The 21931-nt window shown below is 72.4% G+C and carries 28 protein-coding genes; 11 read left to right on the top strand and 17 right to left on the bottom strand.

Annotation, left to right across the window (positions count from 1 at the left end; all coding sequences use genetic code 11):
* Window positions 1–5: 5 nt before the first annotated feature.
* Window positions 6–941, bottom strand: coding sequence for a LysR family transcriptional regulator (locus ACZ7OH_RS30275; protein ID WP_400899411.1), 936 nt, complete (start codon window positions 939–941; stop codon window positions 6–8).
* Between the two features lie 82 nt (window positions 942–1023).
* On the opposite strand from ACZ7OH_RS30275, the gene ACZ7OH_RS30270 reads away from it, so the two are divergent.
* The 3 genes from ACZ7OH_RS30270 to ACZ7OH_RS30260 are packed head-to-tail and all read left to right on the top strand — an operon-like array spanning window position 1024 to window position 4387.
* A complete protein-coding gene (locus tag ACZ7OH_RS30270) occupies window positions 1024–1722 on the top strand; it encodes a succinate dehydrogenase cytochrome b subunit (RefSeq protein ID WP_470283921.1) in 699 nt (232 codons plus the stop codon).
* Window positions 1722–3653 carry a fumarate reductase/succinate dehydrogenase flavoprotein subunit gene (locus tag ACZ7OH_RS30265; protein WP_470283920.1) on the top strand — a complete coding sequence of 644 codons (1932 nt, stop codon included), beginning with the start codon at window positions 1722–1724 and terminating at the stop codon, window positions 3651–3653. Before ACZ7OH_RS30270 ends, ACZ7OH_RS30265 begins: the two co-directional genes overlap by 1 nt.
* A complete protein-coding gene (locus tag ACZ7OH_RS30260; protein ID WP_470283919.1) occupies window positions 3650–4387 on the top strand; it encodes a succinate dehydrogenase/fumarate reductase iron-sulfur subunit in 738 nt (245 codons plus the stop codon). Before ACZ7OH_RS30265 ends, ACZ7OH_RS30260 begins: the two co-directional genes overlap by 4 nt.
* Here the strand turns inward: ACZ7OH_RS30260 and ACZ7OH_RS30255 are convergent.
* The 3 genes from ACZ7OH_RS30255 to ACZ7OH_RS30245 form a co-directional block, all read right to left on the bottom strand.
* Window positions 4353–4946: a class F sortase gene (locus tag ACZ7OH_RS30255; protein ID WP_470283918.1), complete on the bottom strand. Its 594-nt coding sequence runs from the start codon at window positions 4944–4946 to the stop codon at window positions 4353–4355. The genes ACZ7OH_RS30260 and ACZ7OH_RS30255 overlap by 35 nt on opposite strands.
* Window positions 4947–4950: 4 nt before the next feature.
* Window positions 4951–5712 (bottom strand): choice-of-anchor P family protein, encoded by a 762-nt coding sequence (locus ACZ7OH_RS30250; RefSeq protein WP_470283917.1) that lies wholly within the window; start codon window positions 5710–5712, stop codon window positions 4951–4953.
* Window positions 5713–6046: 334 nt separating this feature from the next.
* Entirely contained in the window at window positions 6047–6532 is a 486-nt protein-coding gene (locus ACZ7OH_RS30245; RefSeq protein WP_470283916.1) for a hypothetical protein, read from the bottom strand.
* 121 nt (window positions 6533–6653) lie between these two features.
* Here ACZ7OH_RS30245 and ACZ7OH_RS30240 point away from each other — a divergent pair, with 121 nt between their 5' ends.
* Both ACZ7OH_RS30240 and ACZ7OH_RS30235 read left to right on the top strand, forming a co-directional pair.
* Window positions 6654–7493 (top strand): LLM class F420-dependent oxidoreductase, encoded by an 840-nt coding sequence (locus tag ACZ7OH_RS30240; RefSeq protein ID WP_470283915.1) that lies wholly within the window; start codon window positions 6654–6656, stop codon window positions 7491–7493.
* Between the two features lie 132 nt (window positions 7494–7625).
* Window positions 7626–7922: a DUF1540 domain-containing protein gene (locus ACZ7OH_RS30235; protein ID WP_364455042.1), complete on the top strand. Its 297-nt coding sequence runs from the start codon at window positions 7626–7628 to the stop codon at window positions 7920–7922.
* Here the strand turns inward: ACZ7OH_RS30235 and ACZ7OH_RS30230 are convergent.
* Window positions 7912–8235 (bottom strand): hypothetical protein, encoded by a 324-nt coding sequence (locus ACZ7OH_RS30230; protein ID WP_470283914.1) that lies wholly within the window; start codon window positions 8233–8235, stop codon window positions 7912–7914. The genes ACZ7OH_RS30235 and ACZ7OH_RS30230 overlap by 11 nt on opposite strands.
* Window positions 8236–8256: 21 nt before the next feature.
* Window positions 8257–8841 (bottom strand): SRPBCC family protein, encoded by a 585-nt coding sequence (locus tag ACZ7OH_RS30225; RefSeq protein WP_470283913.1) that lies wholly within the window; start codon window positions 8839–8841, stop codon window positions 8257–8259.
* A gap of 114 nt (window positions 8842–8955) precedes the next feature.
* On the opposite strand from ACZ7OH_RS30225, the gene ACZ7OH_RS30220 reads away from it, so the two are divergent.
* Window positions 8956–9609 carry a TetR/AcrR family transcriptional regulator gene (locus tag ACZ7OH_RS30220; RefSeq protein WP_470283912.1) on the top strand — a complete coding sequence of 218 codons (654 nt, stop codon included), beginning with the start codon at window positions 8956–8958 and terminating at the stop codon, window positions 9607–9609.
* Window positions 9610–9619: 10 nt separating this feature from the next.
* Window positions 9620–10024 (top strand): ChaB family protein, encoded by a 405-nt coding sequence (locus tag ACZ7OH_RS30215; RefSeq protein WP_470283911.1) that lies wholly within the window; start codon window positions 9620–9622, stop codon window positions 10022–10024.
* Window positions 10025–10068: 44 nt separating this feature from the next.
* Here the strand turns inward: ACZ7OH_RS30215 and ACZ7OH_RS30210 are convergent, their stop codons facing one another.
* The 4 genes from ACZ7OH_RS30210 to ACZ7OH_RS30195 form a co-directional block, all read right to left on the bottom strand.
* The gene (locus ACZ7OH_RS30210; RefSeq protein ID WP_470283910.1) at window positions 10069–10383 is read right to left on the bottom strand and encodes a hypothetical protein; all 315 of its coding nucleotides are present in this window, start codon (window positions 10381–10383) and stop codon (window positions 10069–10071) included.
* Window positions 10380–10853 (bottom strand): hypothetical protein, encoded by a 474-nt coding sequence (locus ACZ7OH_RS30205; protein ID WP_400899434.1) that lies wholly within the window; start codon window positions 10851–10853, stop codon window positions 10380–10382. Before ACZ7OH_RS30205 ends, ACZ7OH_RS30210 begins: the two co-directional genes overlap by 4 nt.
* A gap of 36 nt (window positions 10854–10889) precedes the next feature.
* Entirely contained in the window at window positions 10890–11207 is a 318-nt protein-coding gene (locus ACZ7OH_RS30200; RefSeq protein WP_470283909.1) for a hypothetical protein, read from the bottom strand.
* A 147-nt stretch (window positions 11208–11354) separates the two neighbouring features.
* Window positions 11355–13367 (bottom strand): MGH1-like glycoside hydrolase domain-containing protein, encoded by a 2013-nt coding sequence (locus ACZ7OH_RS30195; RefSeq protein ID WP_470283908.1) that lies wholly within the window; start codon window positions 13365–13367, stop codon window positions 11355–11357.
* A gap of 424 nt (window positions 13368–13791) precedes the next feature.
* Between ACZ7OH_RS30195 and ACZ7OH_RS30190 the strand changes: the two genes are divergently transcribed.
* Window positions 13792–14226 carry a hypothetical protein gene (locus ACZ7OH_RS30190; RefSeq protein WP_470283907.1) on the top strand — a complete coding sequence of 145 codons (435 nt, stop codon included), beginning with the start codon at window positions 13792–13794 and terminating at the stop codon, window positions 14224–14226.
* Between the two features lie 315 nt (window positions 14227–14541).
* Here the strand turns inward: ACZ7OH_RS30190 and ACZ7OH_RS30185 are convergent, their stop codons facing one another.
* Both ACZ7OH_RS30185 and ACZ7OH_RS30180 read right to left on the bottom strand, forming a co-directional pair.
* Entirely contained in the window at window positions 14542–14967 is a 426-nt protein-coding gene (locus ACZ7OH_RS30185) for a pyridoxamine 5'-phosphate oxidase family protein (RefSeq protein ID WP_470283906.1), read from the bottom strand.
* A gap of 34 nt (window positions 14968–15001) precedes the next feature.
* The gene (locus tag ACZ7OH_RS30180) at window positions 15002–15949 is read right to left on the bottom strand and encodes a substrate-binding domain-containing protein (protein ID WP_470283905.1); all 948 of its coding nucleotides are present in this window, start codon (window positions 15947–15949) and stop codon (window positions 15002–15004) included.
* An 81-nt stretch (window positions 15950–16030) separates the two neighbouring features.
* Here ACZ7OH_RS30180 and ACZ7OH_RS30175 point away from each other — a divergent pair, with 81 nt between their 5' ends.
* A complete protein-coding gene (locus ACZ7OH_RS30175; protein WP_470283904.1) occupies window positions 16031–16885 on the top strand; it encodes a LysR family transcriptional regulator in 855 nt (284 codons plus the stop codon).
* 52 nt (window positions 16886–16937) lie between these two features.
* Here ACZ7OH_RS30175 and ACZ7OH_RS30170 read toward each other — a convergent pair whose 3' ends face one another.
* Complete coding sequence (locus ACZ7OH_RS30170) at window positions 16938–17069, bottom strand: hypothetical protein (RefSeq protein ID WP_400899448.1); 132 nt, start codon at window positions 17067–17069, stop codon at window positions 16938–16940.
* Window positions 17070–17170: 101 nt separating this feature from the next.
* Between ACZ7OH_RS30170 and ACZ7OH_RS30165 the strand changes: the two genes are divergently transcribed.
* Window positions 17171–17773 (top strand): hypothetical protein, encoded by a 603-nt coding sequence (locus tag ACZ7OH_RS30165; RefSeq protein ID WP_470283903.1) that lies wholly within the window; start codon window positions 17171–17173, stop codon window positions 17771–17773.
* On the opposite strand, the gene ACZ7OH_RS30160 is transcribed toward ACZ7OH_RS30165, so the two are convergent.
* The 4 genes from ACZ7OH_RS30160 to ACZ7OH_RS30145 form a co-directional block, all read right to left on the bottom strand.
* Window positions 17752–18108 (bottom strand): STAS domain-containing protein, encoded by a 357-nt coding sequence (locus tag ACZ7OH_RS30160; protein WP_470283902.1) that lies wholly within the window; start codon window positions 18106–18108, stop codon window positions 17752–17754. The two genes, ACZ7OH_RS30165 and ACZ7OH_RS30160, sit on opposite strands and share 22 nt — an antisense overlap.
* Window positions 18105–19331 carry a PP2C family protein-serine/threonine phosphatase gene (locus tag ACZ7OH_RS30155; protein WP_470283901.1) on the bottom strand — a complete coding sequence of 409 codons (1227 nt, stop codon included), beginning with the start codon at window positions 19329–19331 and terminating at the stop codon, window positions 18105–18107. Before ACZ7OH_RS30155 ends, ACZ7OH_RS30160 begins: the two co-directional genes overlap by 4 nt.
* On the bottom strand, window positions 19328–20128 hold the full coding sequence (locus ACZ7OH_RS30150) for an alpha/beta fold hydrolase (RefSeq protein WP_470283900.1): 801 nt from the start codon (window positions 20126–20128) through the stop codon (window positions 19328–19330). Before ACZ7OH_RS30150 ends, ACZ7OH_RS30155 begins: the two co-directional genes overlap by 4 nt.
* 99 nt (window positions 20129–20227) lie before the next feature.
* The gene (locus tag ACZ7OH_RS30145) at window positions 20228–20989 is read right to left on the bottom strand and encodes an alpha/beta fold hydrolase (protein ID WP_470283899.1); all 762 of its coding nucleotides are present in this window, start codon (window positions 20987–20989) and stop codon (window positions 20228–20230) included.
* A gap of 64 nt (window positions 20990–21053) precedes the next feature.
* Here ACZ7OH_RS30145 and ACZ7OH_RS30140 point away from each other — a divergent pair, with 64 nt between their 5' ends.
* The gene (locus ACZ7OH_RS30140; protein WP_470283898.1) at window positions 21054–21875 is read left to right on the top strand and encodes a helix-turn-helix domain-containing protein; all 822 of its coding nucleotides are present in this window, start codon (window positions 21054–21056) and stop codon (window positions 21873–21875) included.
* Window positions 21876–21931 lie beyond the last annotated feature (56 nt).

Raw genomic sequence — 21931 nt, 5'->3', positions numbered from 1 at the left:
GGCGGTCAACCCCCCGTTGGTCGGGCTTGTCTGTCCACAAGGGACTCGATGCCGGGCGGGAGGCTCGCCCGGTCGGCCACGAACCCGACGAGCGCGGTGCGCAGCGCGCGGACCGCCCGGGTCGGCTCCACTTCCTTGCGGTACGCCAGCTGCACGATCCGCGTCATGCCCGCCTCGGGCACGAACCGCGTCCGCCGGAACCGGTCGCCCGCCACGGTGCTCGGCACCACCGCGGACCCGACGCCGGCGCGCACCAGCTCCAGCACGGCGTCCATCTCGCCGCCCTCGATGGCGAACGACGGCTCGAACCCGGCCGCGCGGCAGGCGTTGACCGTCGCCTCCCGGACGTCGTAGCCGCGGCGGAACATCACCAGCGGGACGTCGGCCAGCTCGCGGACGTCGAGCCGGGTCTTGCGCACCGGCGCGTCGGCGGGGGAGATGACGACCAGCTCTTCCAGCAGCAACGGGGTCGCCGCCAGGTGCGGGTCCGCCGGGGCGCCGGCCAGCAGCGCCAGGTCCAGCGCGCCTTCGGACAGCCGCTGGCGCAGGTCGCGCGAACCGCTTTCCTGCAGCTCCAGCTGGATGCCCGGGTACCGGCGGCGGAACGCCGACAGCATCGCGGGCAGCAGGCCCGTGCACAGGCTGGGCGGCGCGCCGAGCCGCACGCGGCCGCGGTCGAGCTCGTCCAGCTCCCGGATCGCGAGCCGCGCGCTTTCCGTCTCGGCCAGGATCCGCCGCGCGATCGGCAGCAGCACCTCGCCGGCCTCGGTGAGGGAGACGTTGCCGCGGATCCGGTGGAACAGCGGCGCGCCGAGGTCGTGTTCGAGCGTGCGGATCTGCTGCGACAGCGAGGGCTGCGCGACCCGCATCTCCTCGGCCGCGCGGGTGAAGTGCCGGTGCTCGGCGACGGCGACGAAGTAGGCGAGCTGGTGCAGCTGCATGGCCTGAGGATAGCCACTGCCTATCGAGAGCAGAGTTATCATGTCTTTGACCTCTGATGGACGCGCTCCTAACGTCGATCGGGTGGTGAACGACCTCGCGAGCCGGCGCTCCGTCCGGCAGTTCTGGGCCTCGACGATCGGCAAGAAGATCGTCATGGCGGTGACCGGCGCGCTGCTGCTCGCGTTCGTCTTCGCGCACATGGTCGGCAACCTGAAGACGTTCCTCGGTGCCGACGACCTCAACCACTACGCCCACTGGCTGCGGACGATCGGCGAGCCGGTCCTGCACTACGCCTGGTTCCTGTGGATCCAGCGGGTGGTCCTGCTCGTCGCGCTCGTCCTGCACGTCACCGCGGCCGTCCAGCTGGTGCAGCGTGACCGCCGGGCCCGGCCGGTCCCGTACGTCCACCGGCGGCCGGTGCGCGCCACCTTCGCCGTGCGCACGATGCGCTGGGGCGGGGCGACGCTGGCGCTGTTCGTCGTCTGGCACATCCTCGACTTCACCGTCGGCACGGTGAACCGCGACTTCGTGCCGGGCGACCCGTACCACAACGTCGTTGCGGACTTCCAGGTCTGGTGGGTGAACCTGATCTACCTCGCCGCTCTGGTGATGCTCGGCCTGCACATCCAGCACGGCTTCGCCAGCGCCGCGCGCACGCTGGGCGTCACCAGCGCGCGGCGGGAACGGGCGATCAAGATCTTCGGCAACGCGACGGCGGTCGTGGTCGCGGGCGGCTACGCGCTCGTGCCGGTCGCGATCATGACGGGACTGGTGGACTGATGGGCGACTACCTGACCGGCGACCCGATCGCCGACACGAAGACACCGGCCGTCCCGCTGGAAAACCGCTGGGACGAACGGAAGTTCGCGGCGAAGCTGGTGAACCCGGCCAACCGGCGCAAGCACCGCGTGATCGTCGTGGGCACCGGCCTCGCCGGCGGCTCGGCCGGGGCGACGCTGGCCGAACAGGGCTACCACGTCGTCCAGTTCTGCTTCCAGGACTCGCCCCGGCGCGCGCACTCGGTCGCGGCGCAGGGCGGGATCAACGCGGCGAAGAACTACCGCAACGACGGCGACTCGGTGTACCGCCTGTTCTACGACACGGTGAAGGGCGGTGACTTCCGGTCCCGGGAGTCCAATGTGTACCGATTGGCCCAGGTGTCGGCGCAGATCATCGACCAGGCCGTCGCGCAGGGCGTGCCGTTCGCCCGGGAGTACGGCGGCCTGCTCGACACGCGCTCCTTCGGCGGGGTGCAGGTGCAGCGGACGTTCTACGCGCGCGGCCAGACCGGCCAGCAGCTGCTGATCGGCGCCTACCAGGCGCTGTCCCGGCAGATCGACGCGGGAAACGTCGAGCTGCACCCGCGCACGGAGATGCTCGACCTGGTCGTCGTGGACGGCCGGGCGCGCGGCATCGTCGCCCGCGACCTGGTCACCGGCGAGATCGAGACGCACCTGGCCGACGCCGTCGTCCTCGCCACCGGCGGCTACGGCAACGTCTTCTACCTCTCCACCAACGCGAAGGGCTCCAACGCGACCGCGATCTGGCGGGCGCACAAGCGCGGTGCCTACTTCGCGAACCCGTGCTTCACCCAGATCCACCCGACGTGCATCCCGCGGTCGGGGGAGCACCAGTCGAAGCTGACGCTGATGAGCGAGTCGCTGCGCAACGACGGCCGGATCTGGGTGCCGAAGCGCCCGGGCGACACCCGGCCGCCGGCGGAGATCCCCGAGGCCGACCGCGACTACTACCTCGAACGGCTGTACCCGAGCTTCGGCAACCTGGTGCCGCGGGACATCGCGTCGCGGGCGGCGAAGAACGTCTGCGACGCCGGGCTCGGCGTCGGGCCGGGTGGCCTGGGCGTCTACCTCGACTTCGCCGACGCGATCGAGCGCATGGGCCGCCCGGCGATCGAAGCCCGCTACGGCAACCTCTTCGACATGTACCAGCGCATCACGGCGGAGGACCCCTACCGCGTGCCGATGCGGATCTACCCGGCCATCCACTACACGATGGGCGGGCTGTGGGTGGACTACGACCTGCAGAGCACGATCCCCGGGCTGTTCGTCATCGGCGAGGCCAACTTCTCCGACCACGGCGCCAACCGGCTCGGCGCGTCGGCGTTGATGCAGGGGCTCGCCGACGGCTACTTCGTGCTCCCGGCGACGTTGAACGACTACCTCGGCGGAAACCGCTTCGGCGACGTCCCGCCGCACGCGGTCGCCCAGGCGGAATCCGAGGTGCGCGACCGGATCACGCGGCTGCTTTCGGTCCGGGGGACGCGGTCGGTCGACTCGTTCCACCGCGAGCTGGGCCTGCTGATGTGGGACCACTGCGGCATGTCCCGCAGCCGCGAAGGCCTGCGCAAGGCCCTCGACCGCGTGCCGGAGCTGCGCGCGGAGTTCTGGCGGGACGTCCGGATCCCCGGCGGCGCGGCGGAGCTGAACCAGGAGCTGGAGAAGGCCAACCGCGTCGCGGACTTCCTCGAGCTGGCCGAGCTGCTGCTGGTCGACGCGCTCGCGCGGGAGGAGTCCTGCGGCGGCCACTTCCGCGAAGAACACCAAACCCCCGAAGGCGAGGCCCGGCGCGACGACGAGCGGTTCTCCTACGTCGCGGCGTGGGAGTACGGCGGGCCGGACGGCCAGCCGGTGCTCCACCGCGAGGACCTCACCTTCGAGCACGTCCACCCCACCCAGCGGAGCTACACGTGAACCTCACCGTCCGCATCTGGCGGCAGGCCGGCCCGGCGACGGAGGGCAGGCTGGTGTCCTACCCGGTCGCCGGCGTCAGCCCCGACATGTCCTTCCTCGAACTGCTCGACGTTCTCAACCAGGAGCTCATCGCGAACGGCGAGGAGCCCGTCGCGTTCGACCACGACTGCCGCGAAGGCATCTGCGGCTCCTGCGGCGTCGTGATCAACGGCCAGGCGCACGGGCCGGAGCGCACGACGGCGTGCCAGCTGCACCTGCGCTCGTTCCGCGACGGCGAGGTCATCGACGTCGAACCGTGGCGCGCCAAGGGTTTCCCGGTGATCAAGGACCTGGTCGTCGACCGCTCGGCGCTGGACCGGATCGTCCAGGCCGGCGGCTACGTCAGCGCCCCGACCGGCAGCGCCCCGGACGCCCACGCGACCCCGGTCCCGAAGCCGGACGCGGACCTGGCCTTCGACAACGCGACGTGCATCGGCTGCGGGGCCTGCGTGGCGGCGTGCCCCAACGGCTCGGCGACGCTGTTCACCGCCGCGAAGGTGACGCACCTTTCGCTGCTCCCGCAAGGGCAACCGGAACGGGCGCGGCGCGTGCTGGACATGGTGGACGCGATGGACGCCGAGGGGTTCGGCGGCTGCACCAACACCGGCGAGTGCGTCGCGGCCTGCCCGAAGGGGATCCCCTTCGCGAGCATCGCCGCTCTCAACCGGGAGTTCCGGAAGGCGAGCCGGGCTTGAGCTTGGCGTACACGATGACGTTGTCGAGGTAGTTGCGGTTCGCCGCGTCGTACTTGCCGCCGCAGGTGATCAGCCGCAGTTCCGCGTCGGTCGTGTTGCCGTACACGGCCTCCGTGGGGAACTCCTTCTTGGCGATCTGGTCGACCTTCGTCACTTCAAAGGTCAGCTTGCCGCCGTCGGCGCGGTCGACGTGCACCGGGTCGCCGGGCTTCAGCTCGTGCAGCCGCCAGAAGATGCCCTTGCGGTGGTCGCCGTCGATGTGGCCGAGGATCACCGCCGGCCCGACCTCGCCGGGCGTCGGGCCGTACTCGTACCAGCCGGCCTGCAGCGGCTGGTCGACCGGCGGGACCTCGACCGTGCGGTCGGCGTTCAGGCCGAGGGACACCAGCGTCGACTTCGCGTCGATCGCGGGGACGTCGAGCGCGGTCGGCAGGGACCGCGTCAGGCCCGCGGCGGCCGGTGCCGACGCCGGCGCCGGCGTGTCGGCCGGGGTCGCCGTCGCGCCGCAGCCGGCGAGCAGCAGCGCGGAGGCGGCGATGAGGAGTGCGCGACGCAGCATCGGCTCAGCCCTCGGCCAGGCTGCCGTCGCCGGTCTGCGGCGCCCCGGCGGGGATGACGACGACCTGCCCCGGCCCGCGCGGCGGCGCTTCGGGCGCGCGTTCCTTCGACGGGCCGCAGGTGACGGACGCGAGCCTGATGTCGCCGCTGCCCAGCGCGCCGGTGGCCTTGCCGCCGAGCAGCTTGATGTGCAGAGCCGTCACTTCGAGGGCGCCGTCGTAGCGCTGGAGCTGCTCGTTCACGGTCACTTCGGCGACCCCGGGGATGCCCAGCTTCTGGTTGGGCGACGTCGCGGCGGGGAGCGTGCCCAGCCGGCCGAGGTTGACGCCGGCGAGGTCGCTGCTGCCGGTGACGTGCCCGTCCGCGGACCCGCAGCGGGCGCTGATGAGCCGGATCGACGGCACGCGCCCGGCGGCCGCGGCGAGCAGCGGCAGGGTCACCTCGGCGACGCTCGCCTTGGCAGCCACGGAACCGGCGCCGCCGACGACGGAGCTGCTGATGGCCTTGGCGGTGACGAGCCCCTTGAGCGGGATGTCGGCGACGCTCGCCTCGGCGGGACCGGCGCTGCCCGACTCGGCCAGCCGGCCGGTGTCGACGGTGATCCCCTTACCGCCGGTGAGCACCCCGGGCAGCAGGGAAACACTCGCCGAGGCGCCGTAGGCGGACCCGGTGACGGTGTCGTCCGCGGTGGCGACACCGGTGGAGCCGGCGAGCACGGCGACGGTCACCCCGGCCAGGCTCCCGGCTCGGAGCAGGGTCGTGCGCATGGGGAAAGTCCTTTCGCCGGAACGGAAAACGGGGAGAAGCCGCAGCGGGGTCGTGCCCCGGCGGCGACCGAACGCTACCAAAATCGCTACCGGGGGCAAGGATTCGTTGCGGCGCCGACGTTTCCGGCGGAACGCGAAAAGTGATCACCGACGGTGTCGGCAACTCGAAGCGGTCACGCCGACGCGGAGAATTCCGCGATCGGCGGACGGGGAGTAGTGCGCGTTGCGGCATTCGAGGCGGTTCAGCGCCCGCCCAGACACGGAAGAGTGATTACCTGGACGGGCGGCGGCGAACACGCAGCGTCATGTGACCACCACGGCGTTTCGGTGCCGCTCAAGCGCGGTACGGACCGTGGTTCCCGATGTCCGGGCTCACGTGCGGGGCCGTCCCGTTCTGCCCCGGAACCGGCGTGACGGTCGTCTGGTCGAGCGGCGGCTCCGCCGCCGGCTGGACGTACACCTCGGCCGGCCGGTCGCTCTCCTGGAAGTGCGTCTCCACGATCGTGTCCTGCCGGCGGCGGCCCAGCACCGCCACCGTCAGCGCGTGGGCCACCGCGAGCAGCAGGAGGAACACGCCCAGCCGGCCGACCAGCGCCGCCGTCGTGCCCGACCAGCCGGGGCCCACCACCGACAGCAGCGCCAGCACGCCGAACGCGACGAGGTGGAAGACCGTCACCACCATCCAGGCCATCGATCCGGTGCCTTCGCCGCCGTCCGGGCCGCTCAGGTAGCGGCGGCCGCCGCGGTAGAGGATCTGGCCGTCGGCCACCACGAAGATCAGGCCGATGATCAGGAACCCCGGGAGTTCGTTGTCGGGCATCGTCTCCTCCTCCTTTTCGAAGGGGTACCCGGAGACGGCGGCGCGACGGGGAGTTTCACCGGATCGAGCGACCGGCGCGGGGGCTCCCACCTGGAGGAACTCCAGGCTTACGATCACGATCATGCGATTCGCCATCAAGACCTCGCCCCAGGACACCGCCTGGGCGGACATGCTCGCGGTGTGGCAGGCCGCCGACGAGATCGAGCTGTTCGAGTCCGGCTGGACGTTCGACCACTTCTACCCGATCTTCTCCGACTCGACCGGTCCGTGCCTCGAAGGCTGGGTCACGCTCACCGCGCTCGCGCAGGCCACGAAGCGGCTCCGGGTGGGCACGCTGGTCAGCGGGATCCACTACCGCCACCCGGCGCTGCTCGCGAACATGGCCGCGACCCTCGACATCGTCTCCGGCGGCCGGCTGGAGATCGGCATCGGTGCGGGCTGGAACGAAGAGGAGTCCGGCGCGTACGGCATGCGGCTCGGCTCGGTCAAGGAGCGCAGCGACCGCTTCGAGGAAGCGTGCGAGGTGCTGGTCGGCCTGCTGACGCAGGAGACGACGACGTTCCAGGGTGAGCACTACCAGCTCACCGACGCCCGCTGCGAGCCGAAGGCCGTGCAGACGCCGCACCCGCCGATCTGCATCGGCGGCAGCGGCGAGAAGCGCACCCTGCGCACGGCCGCGAAGTACGCCCAGCACTGGAACTTCGTCGGCGGCTCGCCGGAGGAGTTCGCGCACAAGCGCGACGTCCTGCACCGCCACTGCGCCGACATCGGCCGCGACCCGAGCGAGATCCTGCTGTCCTCGCACGTCCGGCTGAGCCCGGACGGCGACTACGCCAAGGTCGCCGCCGAAGCGGAAGCGCTCGGCGAAGCCGGTCTCGACCTCGCGATCGTCTACCTGCCGCCGCCGCACACCCCGGCCGTGCTGGAGCCGCTGGCGAAGGCGCTCGAGCCGTTGCGCTGACGCGGTCGGAGCGGCTTCACCCTGGCGTGCGGAGCCGATCACCCGGCCGGTTACCGCGAATTGCGCGACCCCGGACCCGGTGGGAGCGTCGGGACTCCGAACTGTTTCCCACCACGGATCCAGGAGCCGCGCATGACCACCACCGAAATGCCCGCCGTGCACGAATGCACCGTCAGCGGCTGTTCCTACAACCACGACGGCTGCCACGCCTTCGCGATCACCGTCGGCGGCGACAACGGGTCGGCCGACTGCGGCACGTTCGTCCCGTTGAACACCAAGGGCGGCCTCGACCGCGTCGTGGCCCAGGTCGGCGCCTGCTCGCGGGCCGACTGCCGGCACAACTCCGCGCTGGAGTGCACGGCGTCGAGCGTGCGCGTCGGCCCGGGCGAGGGCGGTCACTCCGCCAACTGCCTCACCTTCACGAAGTAGCCGCCGCGGCGCGCCGCCGGGCGAACTGCAGCCCGGCGGCCGCGGCGGCACCGGCCGCGGCGACGACGCCGGTCGCCACCGGACTCAAGGATTTCGACAGGCTCGGTGCCGTGCTGGGCCCGAGCTGCCAGACCGCCAGCGGGACGACATAGGCCGTCGTCATCAGCGCGCCCCACCAGCGCGCCGCCGGCGAACGCAGGGTGCGTACCAGCACGATCGCGGCCGGGATGCCGGCCAGCAACGCGAACTGGCCGAGCACCATGACGGGGAACGCCCAGGCGGCGACGAGAACGCCGCGAGTGGTCGCAGTCATCGTCCTCTCCTTTTCAGCGCGTCAGCACGCGGCTTCGGCGGCGGTCTTGAGGTCGGCCAGCCAGCGGTCGAGGCCCGGGGCGAGGAACCGGATGGCCGTCGTGGGGTCGGCCTCGACCTGGCTGCCCGTCCAGCTCTCCTCGGTGCGGACGTTCACGCCGCCCCGGACCGGCGTGAACGTCCAGACGTGGACGCCCCGGTCGATGCGCAGGCCGTCGCCGATCGCGGGGCCGCTCCAGCGGACGCAGTGCTCGCGCTGGACCTGGTGGACCGTGGACGTGATGACGAGCGTGGTGGCGGGGGAGGACGGCGTCGCCGGGACGGGCGTCGTCCAGCGGAACCGCGAGCCGGGGTGCAGGCGACCCGGATCCAGCCGCTTCGCGCTGGTCACCGCGGACTGCCAGGCCGGCCACCCGTCGACACCCGTCTGCACCTTCCAGACGGTGCTCAGCGGCGCGTTGACGAACGTTTCGGCGCCGTAGTGCAGCTGCGCGGCCGGGTCGATGCCCTGACCGCGGCAGGTCAGCGGGGTCGTGGCCGCGTCCGCCGGAGCGGCGGCGAAGAGGGCCGCGGCGGCCAGCGGGACGGCGAACAAGGCCTTGAGCATGGCGTTTCTCCTCGGTGAGTTAGTGGCTCTTGCTGTAGTTAGAAGCTATAACCATGACCTGCTTAGTGTCAATAAGAAAAGTGATAGCCTCTAACTCGCCAGGAAGGAGCCGTCATGACGGACGCAGGACCGACTTCGCGCGAGCGGTACCGGGCGCAGGTGCGCGCGGAGATCAAGCAGCACGCGTGGGAGCAGATCGCGACGGCGGGCGTGCCGGCGTTGTCGCTGAACGCGATCGCCAAGCAGCTGGGCATGAGCGGCCCGGCGCTCTACCGGTACTTCGCGAGCCGCGACGAGCTGATCACCGCGCTCATCCGCGACGCGTACCGGAGCATCGCCGACACGGTCCGCGCGGCGTACGACGACGGCGCCGACCTGGCCGGGCTGGCGCACGTCATCCGGGACTGGGCCCGCGGCGACCCGCAGCGGTACTTCCTGATCTACGGCACGCCCGTCCCCGGCTACCACGCCCCCGACGACACGACCGCGATCTCGTTCGAGGTGATGGCGGTGCTCATCGAAGCGTGCGGGGCGCTCGGGGAGAGCGGGCCGGAGACGCCGTTCGACGCGCACCTCGACGACCACCGGGCGTGGGCGGGCGGCCATCCCGCGCCGCCCGCGGTGCTGCACCGGGCGTTGTCGTTCTGGACGCGCCTGCACGGCGTGCTCTCGCTGGAGCTGGCCGGCCACTTCGCGGGGATGCTGTTCGACCCGGATCCGCTGCTCGACGAGGAGATCGCCGGTTTGGCGCCGGGCAGGCGGGGGTAGCCGAGCCGGCATGCCCGGACGCGAAGACCTGCCCAGCACGCTGTTGCGATCGCCGCGCAAGGCGCAGGACACGTGGGTGGCGGCGCACGACTCGGCGCTGCGCACCTACGGTCCGGGCCGCCGCGCCCAGCAGACGGCGTACTCGGCGTTGAAGCATTCGTTCGAGAAGGTCGGCGACCACTGGGAGCCGAAGCCCGAGCGCGGCCCGTCGGACGAGCAGGCGGCTCGCGGCGCCGGGCAACCGGCCAAGCCGACGCGTGGCGGCGTCAACGCGACGGCCAGCCGGCAGCACCTCTACGAGCGGGCCAAGCAGCTCGGCATCCCCGGCCGGTCGCGAATGTCCAAAGAGGACTTGGTGGCCGCGCTGGAGAAGGAGAACCGGCGGCGGACCGACCGGGCCCGCCGCGGGAACTGAAGGTCGCTCAGCGCCCGGCGGACAGTCTCGCCACGAAGGCGGCCTCAGGCCCGGGACTCGGTCGACGGCGCGACGAGCCCGCTCAAGCCGAGCCGGGCGAGCTTTCCCTCCACCGCGGCCGATGCCGTCACGATCAGCCGGCTGCCGGGCTGCCGCAGGTGCGGGATGATCGCCGCGACGGCTTCGGTGGTGAAGTGGTCGACCCCGGTCAGGTCGAGCAGCACCGTCGCCGCGCCGCGGGTGGCGCCGGCCAGTGCCGCGGCGAGGTCCGCCGCGTCCGGGGCGCCGTGCGCGCGCACGGTCACCGTCCCGTCCACCGGGTCGCTGACCTCGATCGCGCCGTCTCCGGCCGGGTTCATCGGGCGAAACAGCTCAGCGGGGGCAAGGTCGCCGCCTCGCTGCCGGACAGTTCGACGAGCCACACGAGCAGGTGGATCACGACGCCGACGACGTCGTCCGGCCGCCCGCGGGCGGCCAGCTCCAGGTGGATGTCGCGGCTCTCGTGGTCTTCGCCGAGGTCCGCCAGGAGGGCGCGCAGGGCGGCCAGCGGCCCGGGCGGCAGCCGGTCGACCTCGACCGGCCGGGCCCGCTCGTCGGTCACGGCCACGGTGAACACCGCCCCGGGATCGGCCGGCTGGCGGGCGCGGACCACCGACGCGCAGCGGCCGACCAGCTCCGCGACGATCGCGCCGGGGATCCGGTTCGAGCCGACGCGGGCGAGCACGCCCAGCGCGTCGGCCACGTCGTCGTACGCGCCCGCCATCGCCGCGTCGGCCAGCTCGGCGGTGAACTGCCGGACCGACGCGCCGGGGTCTCGGTTCTCCGTCATCCCAGGCAGGTACCCGGCCGGTGCGGAGCTAACCGGTCAGTGGGGTTCCGGCAGCGCGAACAGGGGGTGCTGGGCGGGATCGTCCGGTTCGCCGCCGAGGCGCAGGCACTTGCGGCAGGTCACCGGCCCGTCGGCGGGGGTGATCTCGCCCGCCGCGCCGAGCCCGGACCACCCCTGGTGGCAGGCGGGCGCGGGCAGGGTCAGCTCGTCGAGCCAGGGCACCCACGCGACGCGGTGCGCGATGCCGGACCGGCCGATCCGCAGCCGCATCCCGGTGAAGAGGCGGTGCTGCGCGTCGGCGAACCGCGCGGGGTCGACGCGCGAGCCGGGGAACAGCGGGATCGGTTCGCTCACCGGTCCAGTATGCGGGGCCCGGCGACGTGTGCGCGGTGGCCGGCCGGTCGGGGGGCGTGCCGCCCGGCCACCGCGACGAACAACGAGAGGGCCCGCCCGGCCCGGCTGTGACGGCCGGGCCGGGGGTTCACCGGTTCGGGTGACGGGTCAGCCGGCGGCCAGCCAGTCGAGGTTGATCGAGCCCGTGTCACCGGGGGCGTAGGACAGCGTGACCACCGGGTCCCGGCCGCTGAGCGGGACGTCGCCGAAGGTCACCGTGCCCCAGGCGTCCCAGCTGTCGGAGACCTTCGGGAAGCTCACCTGCCGCAGCCGCTGCCCGTCGACCGACAGCGTCATCGTGCGGGTGTCGCTGTTGGCGTTGGCGTAGCGCACGGTGAGCGCGGCCGTCGCCGGGTCGCTCGACGCGCGGTGCAGCGTGAACGACGAAGCCGCGCCCTGCGCCCACAGCCCGTCGACGAACGCCCGGCCGGAGTAGCCGATGTGGTTCACGTTCGCCTTCACGCCGCCGGTGTTGAGCGCGTCCTCCGCTTCGAGGTGGGCCGGGGCCGGGCAGCCGTCGACGGTGCCCGCGGTGTCGGCGCAGCGGTCGGCCGCGTCGGGCACGCCGTCGCCGTCGCGGTCGCCGGCGGCCGCGCCGGTGAGCGTGATCGAGACGGTGTGGTCGCCGGTCAGCGTGGCCGGGACGGCGTTGCCGGGCGCGGGCCGGCCGTCGATCGTGAACGAGCCGACCTTGGTGCCCGCGCCGTGCAGCGCGATCGTGAGGGTGGCGTTGCGGTAGTGGAGGTTCCGGAGGGTCACGTCACCCCAGCCCGCCGGGAGGTCGGGTGTGAAGACCAGGCCGCGGTCGGTGAACGTCAGCCCGAACAGGCCGGTGTGGATCATGTCGAGGAACGCCGTCGCCGACCAGGTCTGGTCGGGTTCGGAACCCCAGTGGAACTTCACGGTGTCACCGAGCCGCTGGTAGCCGCCGTCCACGACGCCGGTGCCGCCGTTGTAGATCTCCCAGAACCCGCTGTTGCCGTCGGCCAGCTTGGCCAGGCGCGCCACCTCGGACGCGAACGCGCTCTGGTTCCCTTGCCCGGCCAGGGCTTTCGCCCAGAGCCCTTGGACCAGCGGCCAGACGATCGCGTTGTGCCGTCCGGGCTGCGCGTCCGAATAGCGCGCCCAGTTCGGGAACGTGTCGGGCATGCCCCACGTCATTTCCCGGGCGTTCGCGACGATCGACCGGGCCTGCGCCGGGTTCGCGACGCCGAAGAGCAGCGCGAAGGCGAGCCCGGTGCCTTCCTGGTAGGCGCCGCGGGTGCCGTCGGCGAGGAGCTGGTAGTCGTACAGGCCGGTCTTCGCGTTCCAGAAGTGGTCGTTGATCGCGGCTTTCAGCGCGTTCGCCTTGGTCCGGTAGCCGGCGACCTCCGCGCCCGGGCGCCCCAGTTTCTCCGCCATGTTCGCGGCGTTGACGTACGCGGCGTAGTAGACCTCGTTGGTGCTCAGGTACATCCCGCTCGCGACGCCCGGCCACGGCATGCTGCCGGTGCTGACCGACTCGGTGGCGTCGGCGGGCGGCGCGGGGTAGCCGGCGATGCCGTCGTTGAAGAACGACGCGCCGGTGAACAGCCCGTACGTCGCATTGAAGCCGGCCGTGGTGGCGTGTTCGCGGATGGTCAGCGTGTTCGCCGTCGCGCGGTAGGCGTCGCCGAGGAACGCCGTGTCGCCGGTGACGAGGTAGTGGTGCCACGCGGCGGTCGCCCAGACGACCTGGTCCCACTGCTGGTCGTCCTGCTGCACGCGCAGGGCGCCGCCGGCGTCCTTGTCGACGACCGCCCACAGGGTGTTCCGGGCGAGCGCGGGGGAGAGCAGGCTCGTGGCGTTCCAGCTGTTGACCGACGCGTCGCGCGTCCACGGCTGGTTGTAGCCGCCGCCCGCGCGGACGATGCCGGTCCCCGGGTCGAGCAGGCCGCTTTTGTCGTACTTCGCGTCGTAGCCGATGGTGTTGGTGCGCAGCAGGTTGTCCAGCGCTTCCTGGTAAGCGGTGCCGAACAATGCCTGGCTGGCGGGGTTCGCGAACTCGATGCCCGGCGGCGCCGCGGCGGCGGCCGCCGGGGTGGCGATCAAGCCGCACGCGAGCACCGTCGCGAAGAGTGCCGAACGGACCCGTTTCCTCATGCGCGTACCTCTTCCGGCGCCGGGGGACCGCTGACAGTGCACCACGGAACGCCGGTTTTTCCCCGCCGAGCACGGGAATTTGTCCATTCTTGTCCGGCCGTCCCGGTCCGGTGAACACCGTTCATCCTTTCGCGGCTGTCCGCGCCTGGAAACCGAACCGGGGTGGCTGCTGCCGGCAGCGGTCCTGGCGGCGCGCACCGGCGAAGGGCTGGTGGTGAACCCGTCGTGGGTCGCCGAGCTGGCGGCCGGGGCGGTGCTGTACTACGTCGGCCCCCGCCGGTTGACGGGCTCGGAGGTCGAGATCGCCCTGCGGGATCCTGCGTAGTTGGTCGCTTTGTCCGGTTTTTTGTGGTCGGAAGGTGGCCGCGCGGGGCTGCGGGTTGCATACTGCGACCATGGCGCGAGGGAAAGCGGAGGTCGCGCGGTGAGTCCCCGGGAGGGGCCGTCCCGCCCGAAGTTCGGCAGGATCGACCCGTACTGCCTGATGGCGGTGCTGCCGGTGCTGCTGGTGGCCGGCATCATCGGGTCACTGGTCAACGTGGCCCTCGGGCTGGGGTGCGCGGTGTTCGCGGGCTTGATCGTGCTGTTCGATTCGTGGGCGAACCGGCCATCCCGGGCGCGCGAGGAGCCGGCGGAACGGGAGCCCCGCCCGGCGGCGGCTCGTCCCCCGGCGAGGCGAGCGGGCCCACCACCGGCGGCGCGGACGCAGATGGTTCGCGGGCAGGCACCGCGGGCGCAGGTGCCGCGTGGGCAGGCACCAAGGGGACAGGCGCCTCGAGCGCAGGTGCCTCGAGCCCAGGTGCCGCGGGCGCAGGCGCCACGGGCACGGCAGGCGCCGGGCGGAGCGCCTTACCACTGAGCGCGGTTTGGTGACGCACTGTTGATCGGCTCTCGCGGGCTGGAAGAGTTGCTCGCTTGCCAACGCGCCTTGATGGACTCTCCTCGTGGCGGCGCGCGAAGGTCACCTTGGGCGCGCGGCTCGCGCGCATTTCGCCGCGGCCGCCGAGTGATCGACCGCGGCTGGCCGGCGAATCGGCACCAGCGGTGGCGCACGGCCCTGGCCCGCCGGCCGTGGGCGAGGAGCACACCTCGGCCACCTCCGCCGCGCATCTGGCCGCCGCGCACCTCGGCCGTGAGCTGCCTCGTCCCGCCCCGGGTCAGTCCGATGTGGACATCACACCGCCCCCATGTCCAGCGACAGCCAATGCTCCGGCCGCAGGAACACCACGACATGCTCGCCGACCCGGGTCCGCTCGAACTCCAGGTACTCCTCGACCTTCTCCTCCGGCAAGTACCGCGCCGCCATCTCCCGGGCCCGCGCCGGACTGTCCGGCTCGGTCCGGAGCACCGGCCCCTCCACCGACACGTACCTGACCGTCGGTGTCGCCCGCTGGGCCAGCAAACTGAACCGCCCCGCCGAGTCGATCGCCTTCATCTTGCGGGACTCCGGCAGCGTCCGGATCCACAGCTCGCCGCCCGGGGTGTACTGGTACCACAGCGGCACCGTCAGCGGGGCCCGGTCCGGGCGCTCCGTCACCGACAGCGCCCCGATGTGGGGTTCGGCCAAAAACTTCTCGCGTTCCTCCGTCGAAAGAGCCATGCGCCCGACGCTACCGGCCCCCACCGACAAAAGATCACGTCTCCGGGAGCGCGAAGACCTCCTCGATCGCCCACTGTCGCGCGGAAAGTCCCTGCTCATGGTGGTAGCGCAAGTAAGTCTCCAAAGTCGCTCGATTGGCTGAAATCCCGTAGGGCCACCAATCCGATCCGAACTCGGCTTCGGTGCGCTCGACGAGCGCGTTCATCCACGGCACCATCGTCGGCACCTGGTACAGGCGGCGGTCGCGCCGGTAGCGGTCCGCGGCCGACTCCGCCGCCGACGAGAACAGGCGGTAGACCTCGGCCGCCGAGTCCAGCAGCTCGCGGCGGATCACCACCGCGTGCATGATCGGGAAGATCCCCGTGCGCCGGTGGTAGTCGCGCTCGACCGGCTCGAAGTCGGGGAACAAGCGGACGACGTCCGGGGCGCCGTCCAGCACGCACTGCGGGACGTTCGCCGTGAACAGCGCGTCGATCTCGCCCGCGGCCAGCAAGTCGCCGAGCGTCCGGTCGGACGTCGTCACCGAGACGTCGTCCGGGTGCGGGTGCGGGGTGAAGCCGAACGGCTCCGCCGGCCGGTCCAGCCCGCCGATCACCCAGCGGTTCCGCGCGGGCTCGAAACCGTACTCGTCCATCAGGATTCCCTTGGCCCACACGCCGGAGTCCTGCCCGTAAGTGCCGAACTCGCCGATCGTCCGGTCCACGAGATCACCCGGTCCGGTGATCCCGGACCGCTTGTTCACGAAGACGCACGAGTGCCGGAACACCCGGTTGGGGAAGATCGGCAATGCGACGTACGGCAGGCCGGATTCCAGCAGCCGCAAGTAGAACGTCAACCCGAGCTCGGCGACGTCGAACTCGTGGTCGCGGATCGTCCGCTCGAAGATCTCCGGCAGCGTGGCCGCCGTTTTCACCGTGACGTCGGTGCGGTCGAACAGCGGCCGAGTCGTGTCGTATGAGTAGCACCCGATCGTGAGAGTCATACCCACGATCGTTCGCCACCGGCCCCGCACGCGTCCAAGTCCGGCTCGGTCCTCCCGATACCGCGAAGGTATCGTGTCGCGGTGGACCTGCGCGCGCTCAAGTACTTCGTCGCGGTCGCCGACGAACGGCACGTCGGCCGGGCCGCGAGCCGCCTGCACATGACGCAGCCGCCGCTCAGCCGGGCCATCCGGCAGCTGGAGGACGAGCTCGGCGCCGCCCTGTTCGAGCGCACGCCCAAGGGCGTCACCCTCACCCCCGCCGGCGCGGCGCTCTACACCGAGGCGGACGCGCTCCTCAAGCAGGCCGACCGGATCCGCGGCCGGGTCACCGCCGCAGCCGGTGCGGCGAGCCTGACCGTCGGCACCCTGGCCGACGCGGCCGAGCACGTCGGCACCCGGCTGGTCCCGCTGTTCCGGGAACGCCACCCGCACGTCGACGTCCGCGTCCACGAAGCCGGCCTCGGCGACCCGACGGCGGGCCTGCGCGCCGGTCTCGTCGACGTCGCCCTGACGCGAACCCCCTTCGACACCACCGGAATCGGCACGCACGTGCTGCGCTCGGTGCCGGTCGGCGTCGTGGTGCGCGACGACGACCCGCTCGCCCGCCACTCCTCGATCCCCGCCGCCGAGCTGAAGGACCGCCGGTGGGTCCGGCTGCCCGACGGGACCGATCCACTGTGGACCGCCTACTGGACCGGCGGCGCGCCGGACGAGGCATCGCCGGTGCTGCGGACGGTCCAGGAGTGTCTGCAGGCGGTGCTGTGGAACGGAACCGCGGCGCTCGCCCCGGTCGACCAGCCGCTGCCGGCCGGCCTCGTCGTCGTGCCCCTGGCGGACCGGCCGCCGAGCGACCTCGTGGTGGCGTGGCCGAAGAGCGGCCGCAGCCCGCTGGTGCGCAGCTTCGTCCAGGTGGCCGCGACCGGCCACCCGAAATGACGGCGGGAAAGGCCGTCCCCGGTGCGGGAAGAGCCGCACCGGGGACACCGGCTCACTGGCAGGCTTCGCAGTCCGGGTCGTCGATGCGGCAGGCCGCGCCGTCGGTCAGGTCGAAGTCGAAGTCGTCGAGCACCGGGACCACCGGGGTGGTCGCGGCCTCGGCCGGCGTGGTGGTGGCGGACATGGCCCTCCTTGGGGATTCGATCGGTTCCTACCCCTGTGTAGCGCCCGAGATCGACGCGCATTCCGTGACCCGGGCCACATCCGGTGTGCTAGCTTCCCCGCATGCGCCTCGCCTTCGCCCGGACGCTCGCGGTCATCGCATCCCTCCTCCTGTTTTCCCTGGTCACCTCGGCCGCGGACGCGTCGCCGGCAGCGCCGTGCGAGTGCGCGACGCCGTCGATCGACCGGCTGCAGCAGTGGCTCGCCAGCGGTGAGGGCACCACCGTCCCGGCCACCGGGAACCTTCTTGTCCGCGACGGAAACCGGTACACGGCGAAGATCGACTTCCGGAACGCCGAGTGGCACGTGGCCGTCGTGTGGCTGGGGAACCGGTTCGAGGCGCAGGCCGACCTCTCCCGTTCCGCGGGCTTCTGGCTGACCTACCGCGCCACCGACGACCTCTACGTCCAGCTGCGCCCGGCGTCGCACTGGAGCGGCGGCGACAAGTGGCTCACCCTGGTGCCGTCGACGCGGGGGAAGCTCGTCACGAAGTTCTTCGGCTTCCGGCCCCGCGCGTGGACGTCACTGCCGGAGCTGGGGACGCCGTCGTACTCGTTCGCGTCGGTGCTCACCGAAGCCCGCGGCCTGGTCTTCGTGGGCAAGACGCCGAACCGGCTCGAGTTCCGCGGCCTGCGGATCGACGGCTACCGGCCGCCCTGCCTCTGACGGATGGCCTCCTCGGCCGTCGCGTAGGTGGGGAAGAAGTCCGACAACCCCGTCAGCGCCAACGTCCTCGTGAGCCGGGCCGGCACGGCGGCCAGGGCGATCGACGCCTCGGCCGACTCGGCGGCGTTGCGCGCCGCGATCAACGCCGAGATCCCGCTGGAGTCGCAGAACGTCACGCCGGCCAGGTCGACCACCAGCAGCTGCCCGGCCGCCAGCGCCAGCTCCCCGACCCGGGTGCGCAGGCGGGCCGCGGTGGCGACGTCGAGTTCGCCGCGGACGGTCAGGATCGGCCCCGTGTCCGCGGTTTCGGTCGAGGTCGAGAACGGGCTCGTCATGACTGATCGCCTCCGGGCAGGGGAATGCCGAACGCCAGCAGGGCGGTGTCGTCGTCGACGCCGTCCCCGAAGCCGGCCAGCAGGTCGGTGACCGCCTCGACCACCGCCGGGGCGGTCGCCGGGGCCAGGCCGGTCAGGTCTTCGCGAAGCCGTTCTTCGCTGTAACGGGTGCGGCCGTTCGCGCGGGCTTCGGTCAGCCCGTCGGTGTAGAGCAGCAGCGTGTCGCCGGGCGCCAGGTGCACGTCGAGCGAGACGAACCGCGCGCCGGGCAGGGCACCGACGAGCTGGCCGCCGCGCAGCGGCAGGAACCGCGCGGCGCCGTCGGCCGGGATCAGCAGCGCGGGCGGGTGGCCGCCGCCGGCCAGGGTGATCGTCGCGTGGTCGCCCTCGGGCCGGATGCGGCCGTTGATCACCGTGCAGTAGCGCGGGTCGTCGCTGTGGAACTGCTGGTTGAGCGCCGTGTTGAGGATGCCGAGCGCGACGGTCGGGTCGGGGTCGTGGACGGCGGCCGCCCGCAGCGTGTAGCGCGCCAGCGACGTCACCACCGCGGCCTGGGCGCCCTTGCCCGAGACGTCGCCGAGGAAGAACCCCCACGTGTCGCCGGTGACGGGGAACAGGTCGTAGAAGTCGCCGCCGACCTCGTCGGCCGACGCCGGGTGGTAGTACGCCGCCACCTGCATGCCCGGCACTTCGGCCGGTGCCGGCGGCAGCAGCGTCTGCTGCAGCGTCCGCGCCAGCCGCTGCACGCGGTCGCGTTCCCGCTCGGCTTCGTCGCGCGCCCGCAGCAGTTCCCGCTCGTAGGCGCGGCGGTCGCGCGCGTCGAACACGGTGGTGCGGATGAGCTGGGCCTCGCCGTCGGAGCCGGTCTTGACCGTCGAGGTCACCAGCACCGGCAGCCGGCCGCCGGTCGCCGTCTTCAGCTCGAAGGCGACGCCGCCGAGCTCGCCCTGCATGCGCAGCAACGGCGCGAAGTGCGTCTCGTGGTAGAGCCGGCCGCCGACGGTCAGCAGGTCGGAGAACCGCCGTCGCCCGACGATCTCCTCGCGCTCGTGGCCCAGCCAGTCCAGCAGGGTGGCGTTGATCTTCGCGATCGTGCCGTCCAGCAGCGTCGAGAGGTAGCCGCAGGGGGCGTTCTCGTAGAGGTCCTCCGCGCTGTCTTCCAGCAACGCGGAAAACGCCGGGTCCGCGCCCTTTCGGCCGCCCGCGTCGGCTTCGCACATCATGGGCCGCTCACGAACGCCGTGATCGCGGCGGTGGTGGCCTCGGGCGCGCTGAGCTGCGGGCAGTGCCCGATCGCGTCGAGCGTCACCAGCCGGCTGCCGGCGATCCGCTCGTGGGTGAACTGCCCGACCTCGGGCGGCGCGATGGCGTCCTGCGCGCACTGGACGATCAGCGTCGGCACGGAGACCTTCGGCAGGTCGTCGCGGTTGTCGGAAAGGAAAGTGGCGCGCGCGAAGACCCGCGCGATCGCGGGATCGGTGCGGCAGAAGCTGTTCGTCAGCTCCTCGCCCAGCTCCGGGCGGTCCGGGTTGCCCATGATCACCGGCGCCATCGTCGCCGACCAGCCGAGGTAGTTCGACTCCAGCGCTTCGAGCAGCTCGTCGATGTCCTCGCGGCTGAAGCCGCCGCGGTAGCCGTCGTCGTCGATGTAGCACGGCGACGGCGTGAGCAGCACGAGCTTCGCGAACCGCGCCGGCTCCCGGTTGGCGGCCAGGACGGCGATCATCGCGCTGACCGAGTGTCCGACCAGCACGACGTCGGTCAGGTCGAGTTCGCGGCACAGGGCCAGGATGTCGTCGGCGTAGCCGTCGAGGGTGCCGTAGCGCTCCGGCGTCCACGCGGACAGGTCCGAGCGCCCGGCGCCGGTGTGGTCGAACAGCACGACCCGGTACCGCTCGGCGAGCGCGGGAACGACGAGGCGCCACAGGTTCTGGTCGCAGCCGAACCCGTGGGCGAGCAGCACCACCGGCGCGTCTTCGGGCCCGTCCTCGACGACGTTGTTCCTGGTCCGCATGCTCACCGGCCACATCCTGCCACCCGCGCCGCGGCGGCGTGGGCCGAGCCGGGCTTGTTTGGTTCCCGGCCGAAGTGGGTACGACTATCGGTCTCCGCCGTTCCATCACCCGGTGAAGGCCAGCAGCGCCTCGGCCGTCCTCCCCGGGTCTTCGAGGATCGGGGAGTGGCCGACGCCGGGCAGCGCCACGACCCGCGCGCCCGGCACGGCCCGGTAGGCCGCGAGCGCCGTCGACGGCCGCCACCGCCGGTCGTCCTCGCCGAAGAGCACCAGCACCGGCGTGCCCAGCGCCGTCAGCCGGTCCGGGATCGACTGCCGCACAAGGTATTCGACGGCTCCTCGCTGCGCCGCGGCGAAGGCGGCGAAGGTCATTCCCCGCACGTCCTCGACGAGCGGCGCCGGAGCTTCGAAGCCGGGGCGGAACGCGGAACTCATCGCCTCGCGGATCTGCGCGTCGGTCAGCCGCGCCCACTGCTCGGGGTCGAAAGCAGTCTGCGGCCCGATGTAGGTGTCCATGCTCGGTCCCGTGTTGACCAGCACGACCGCGGTCACCAGGCCGGGCCGCTCCTCGGCGAGCGCGGTCGCGACGAGCCCGCCGGTCGAGTGGCCGGCGACGACGGCGTGCCCGACGCCCAGCCGGTGCAGCTCGGCTCCGGCCCGGCGGGCCTGCTCGGCGATGCCGTAGTCGGCGTCGGCCGGCTTGACCGACCGGCCGTGCCCGAGCAGGTCGACCCGGACCACGCGGTGGTTCTCGAGCAGCAGCGGGAGCAGGGCGTCCCAGGACCGGACCGAGGACGCGGATCCGTGGACGAGGAGGAGGACCGGGGCGTCGCGGGGGCCGTCGTCGGTCACGTGCAGGTTCGTCATGCGCCGAGCCTGGCCGCGCGGCCACCCGCGTGGCTTGGACGAATGTTCCGCGTAGCTTGGAACCGTGGCCGAGGCGCTGTGGGACGTCGCTCGTCCGGTGCGGCCCGGGCGGGTCGCCGGGGCGACGATGGCCGGTTTCCGCGACCGCGGCCGCACCCCGGCCGGCCTCATGCTGGTCCCGCCTCCGGCCGTGACGCTGGCGGTGATCTTCGGGTCCGGCACCGTCGCCGTGGCCGACGCCGCCGGGCGCCGGCAGCGGGGGAGCGTCGTCGCCGGGCTCGGCTTCGGCACGACGCGCATCACGCGGGCGACGGACTTCGCCTGCGTGCAGGTCCGCCTGCCCCCGGTGGTCGCGGGCGCGGTCCTCGGCGTCCGCCCGGGCGAACTCGACGGCTTCGTGACCCTGGACGACCTGTGGGGCCGGGAAGCGGCGCGGCTCGGCGAGCGGCTGAGCGAGACTTCGTCGTGGGACGAGCGGTTCGCGCTGACCGACGCGTTGCTCGCCCGCCGCGGTGAGACGGGACCGGTGGCGGACCCGGAGGTCGCGTGGGCCTGGCACCGGATGGTCCGCACCCGCGGCCGGGTCCGCGTCGACGAGCTGGCCGCCGAGGTCGGCTGGAGCCGCAAGCGGCTGTGGTCGCGGTTCCAGGCGCAGGCCGGGCTGCCGCCCAAGCGGGCGGCGCGGCTCGTCCGCTTCGACCACGCCGTCCACCGGCTGGTCGCTGGCCACGACGCGGCCCGCGTCGCCGCGGACGCCGGTTACGCCGACCAGTCCCACCTGCACCGGGAGGTCCGGGCGTTCACCGGCAGCACGCCGGCGGTCGTGGCGGGCGAGCCCTTCCTGACGATCGACGACGTCGCTTGGCCTGCGCCGCCAAGGAGTTGAGCCGCCGGATCGGTCGCAAGTGGACGGTCGGCGGACCACGAGCGGGATTGGTCCGC

The sequence above is a fragment of the Amycolatopsis sp. NPDC114478 genome, assembly GCF_055633805.1.
Note: the sequence above shows the minus strand (reverse complement) of the source record. Positions and strands in the feature narration are given on the sequence as shown.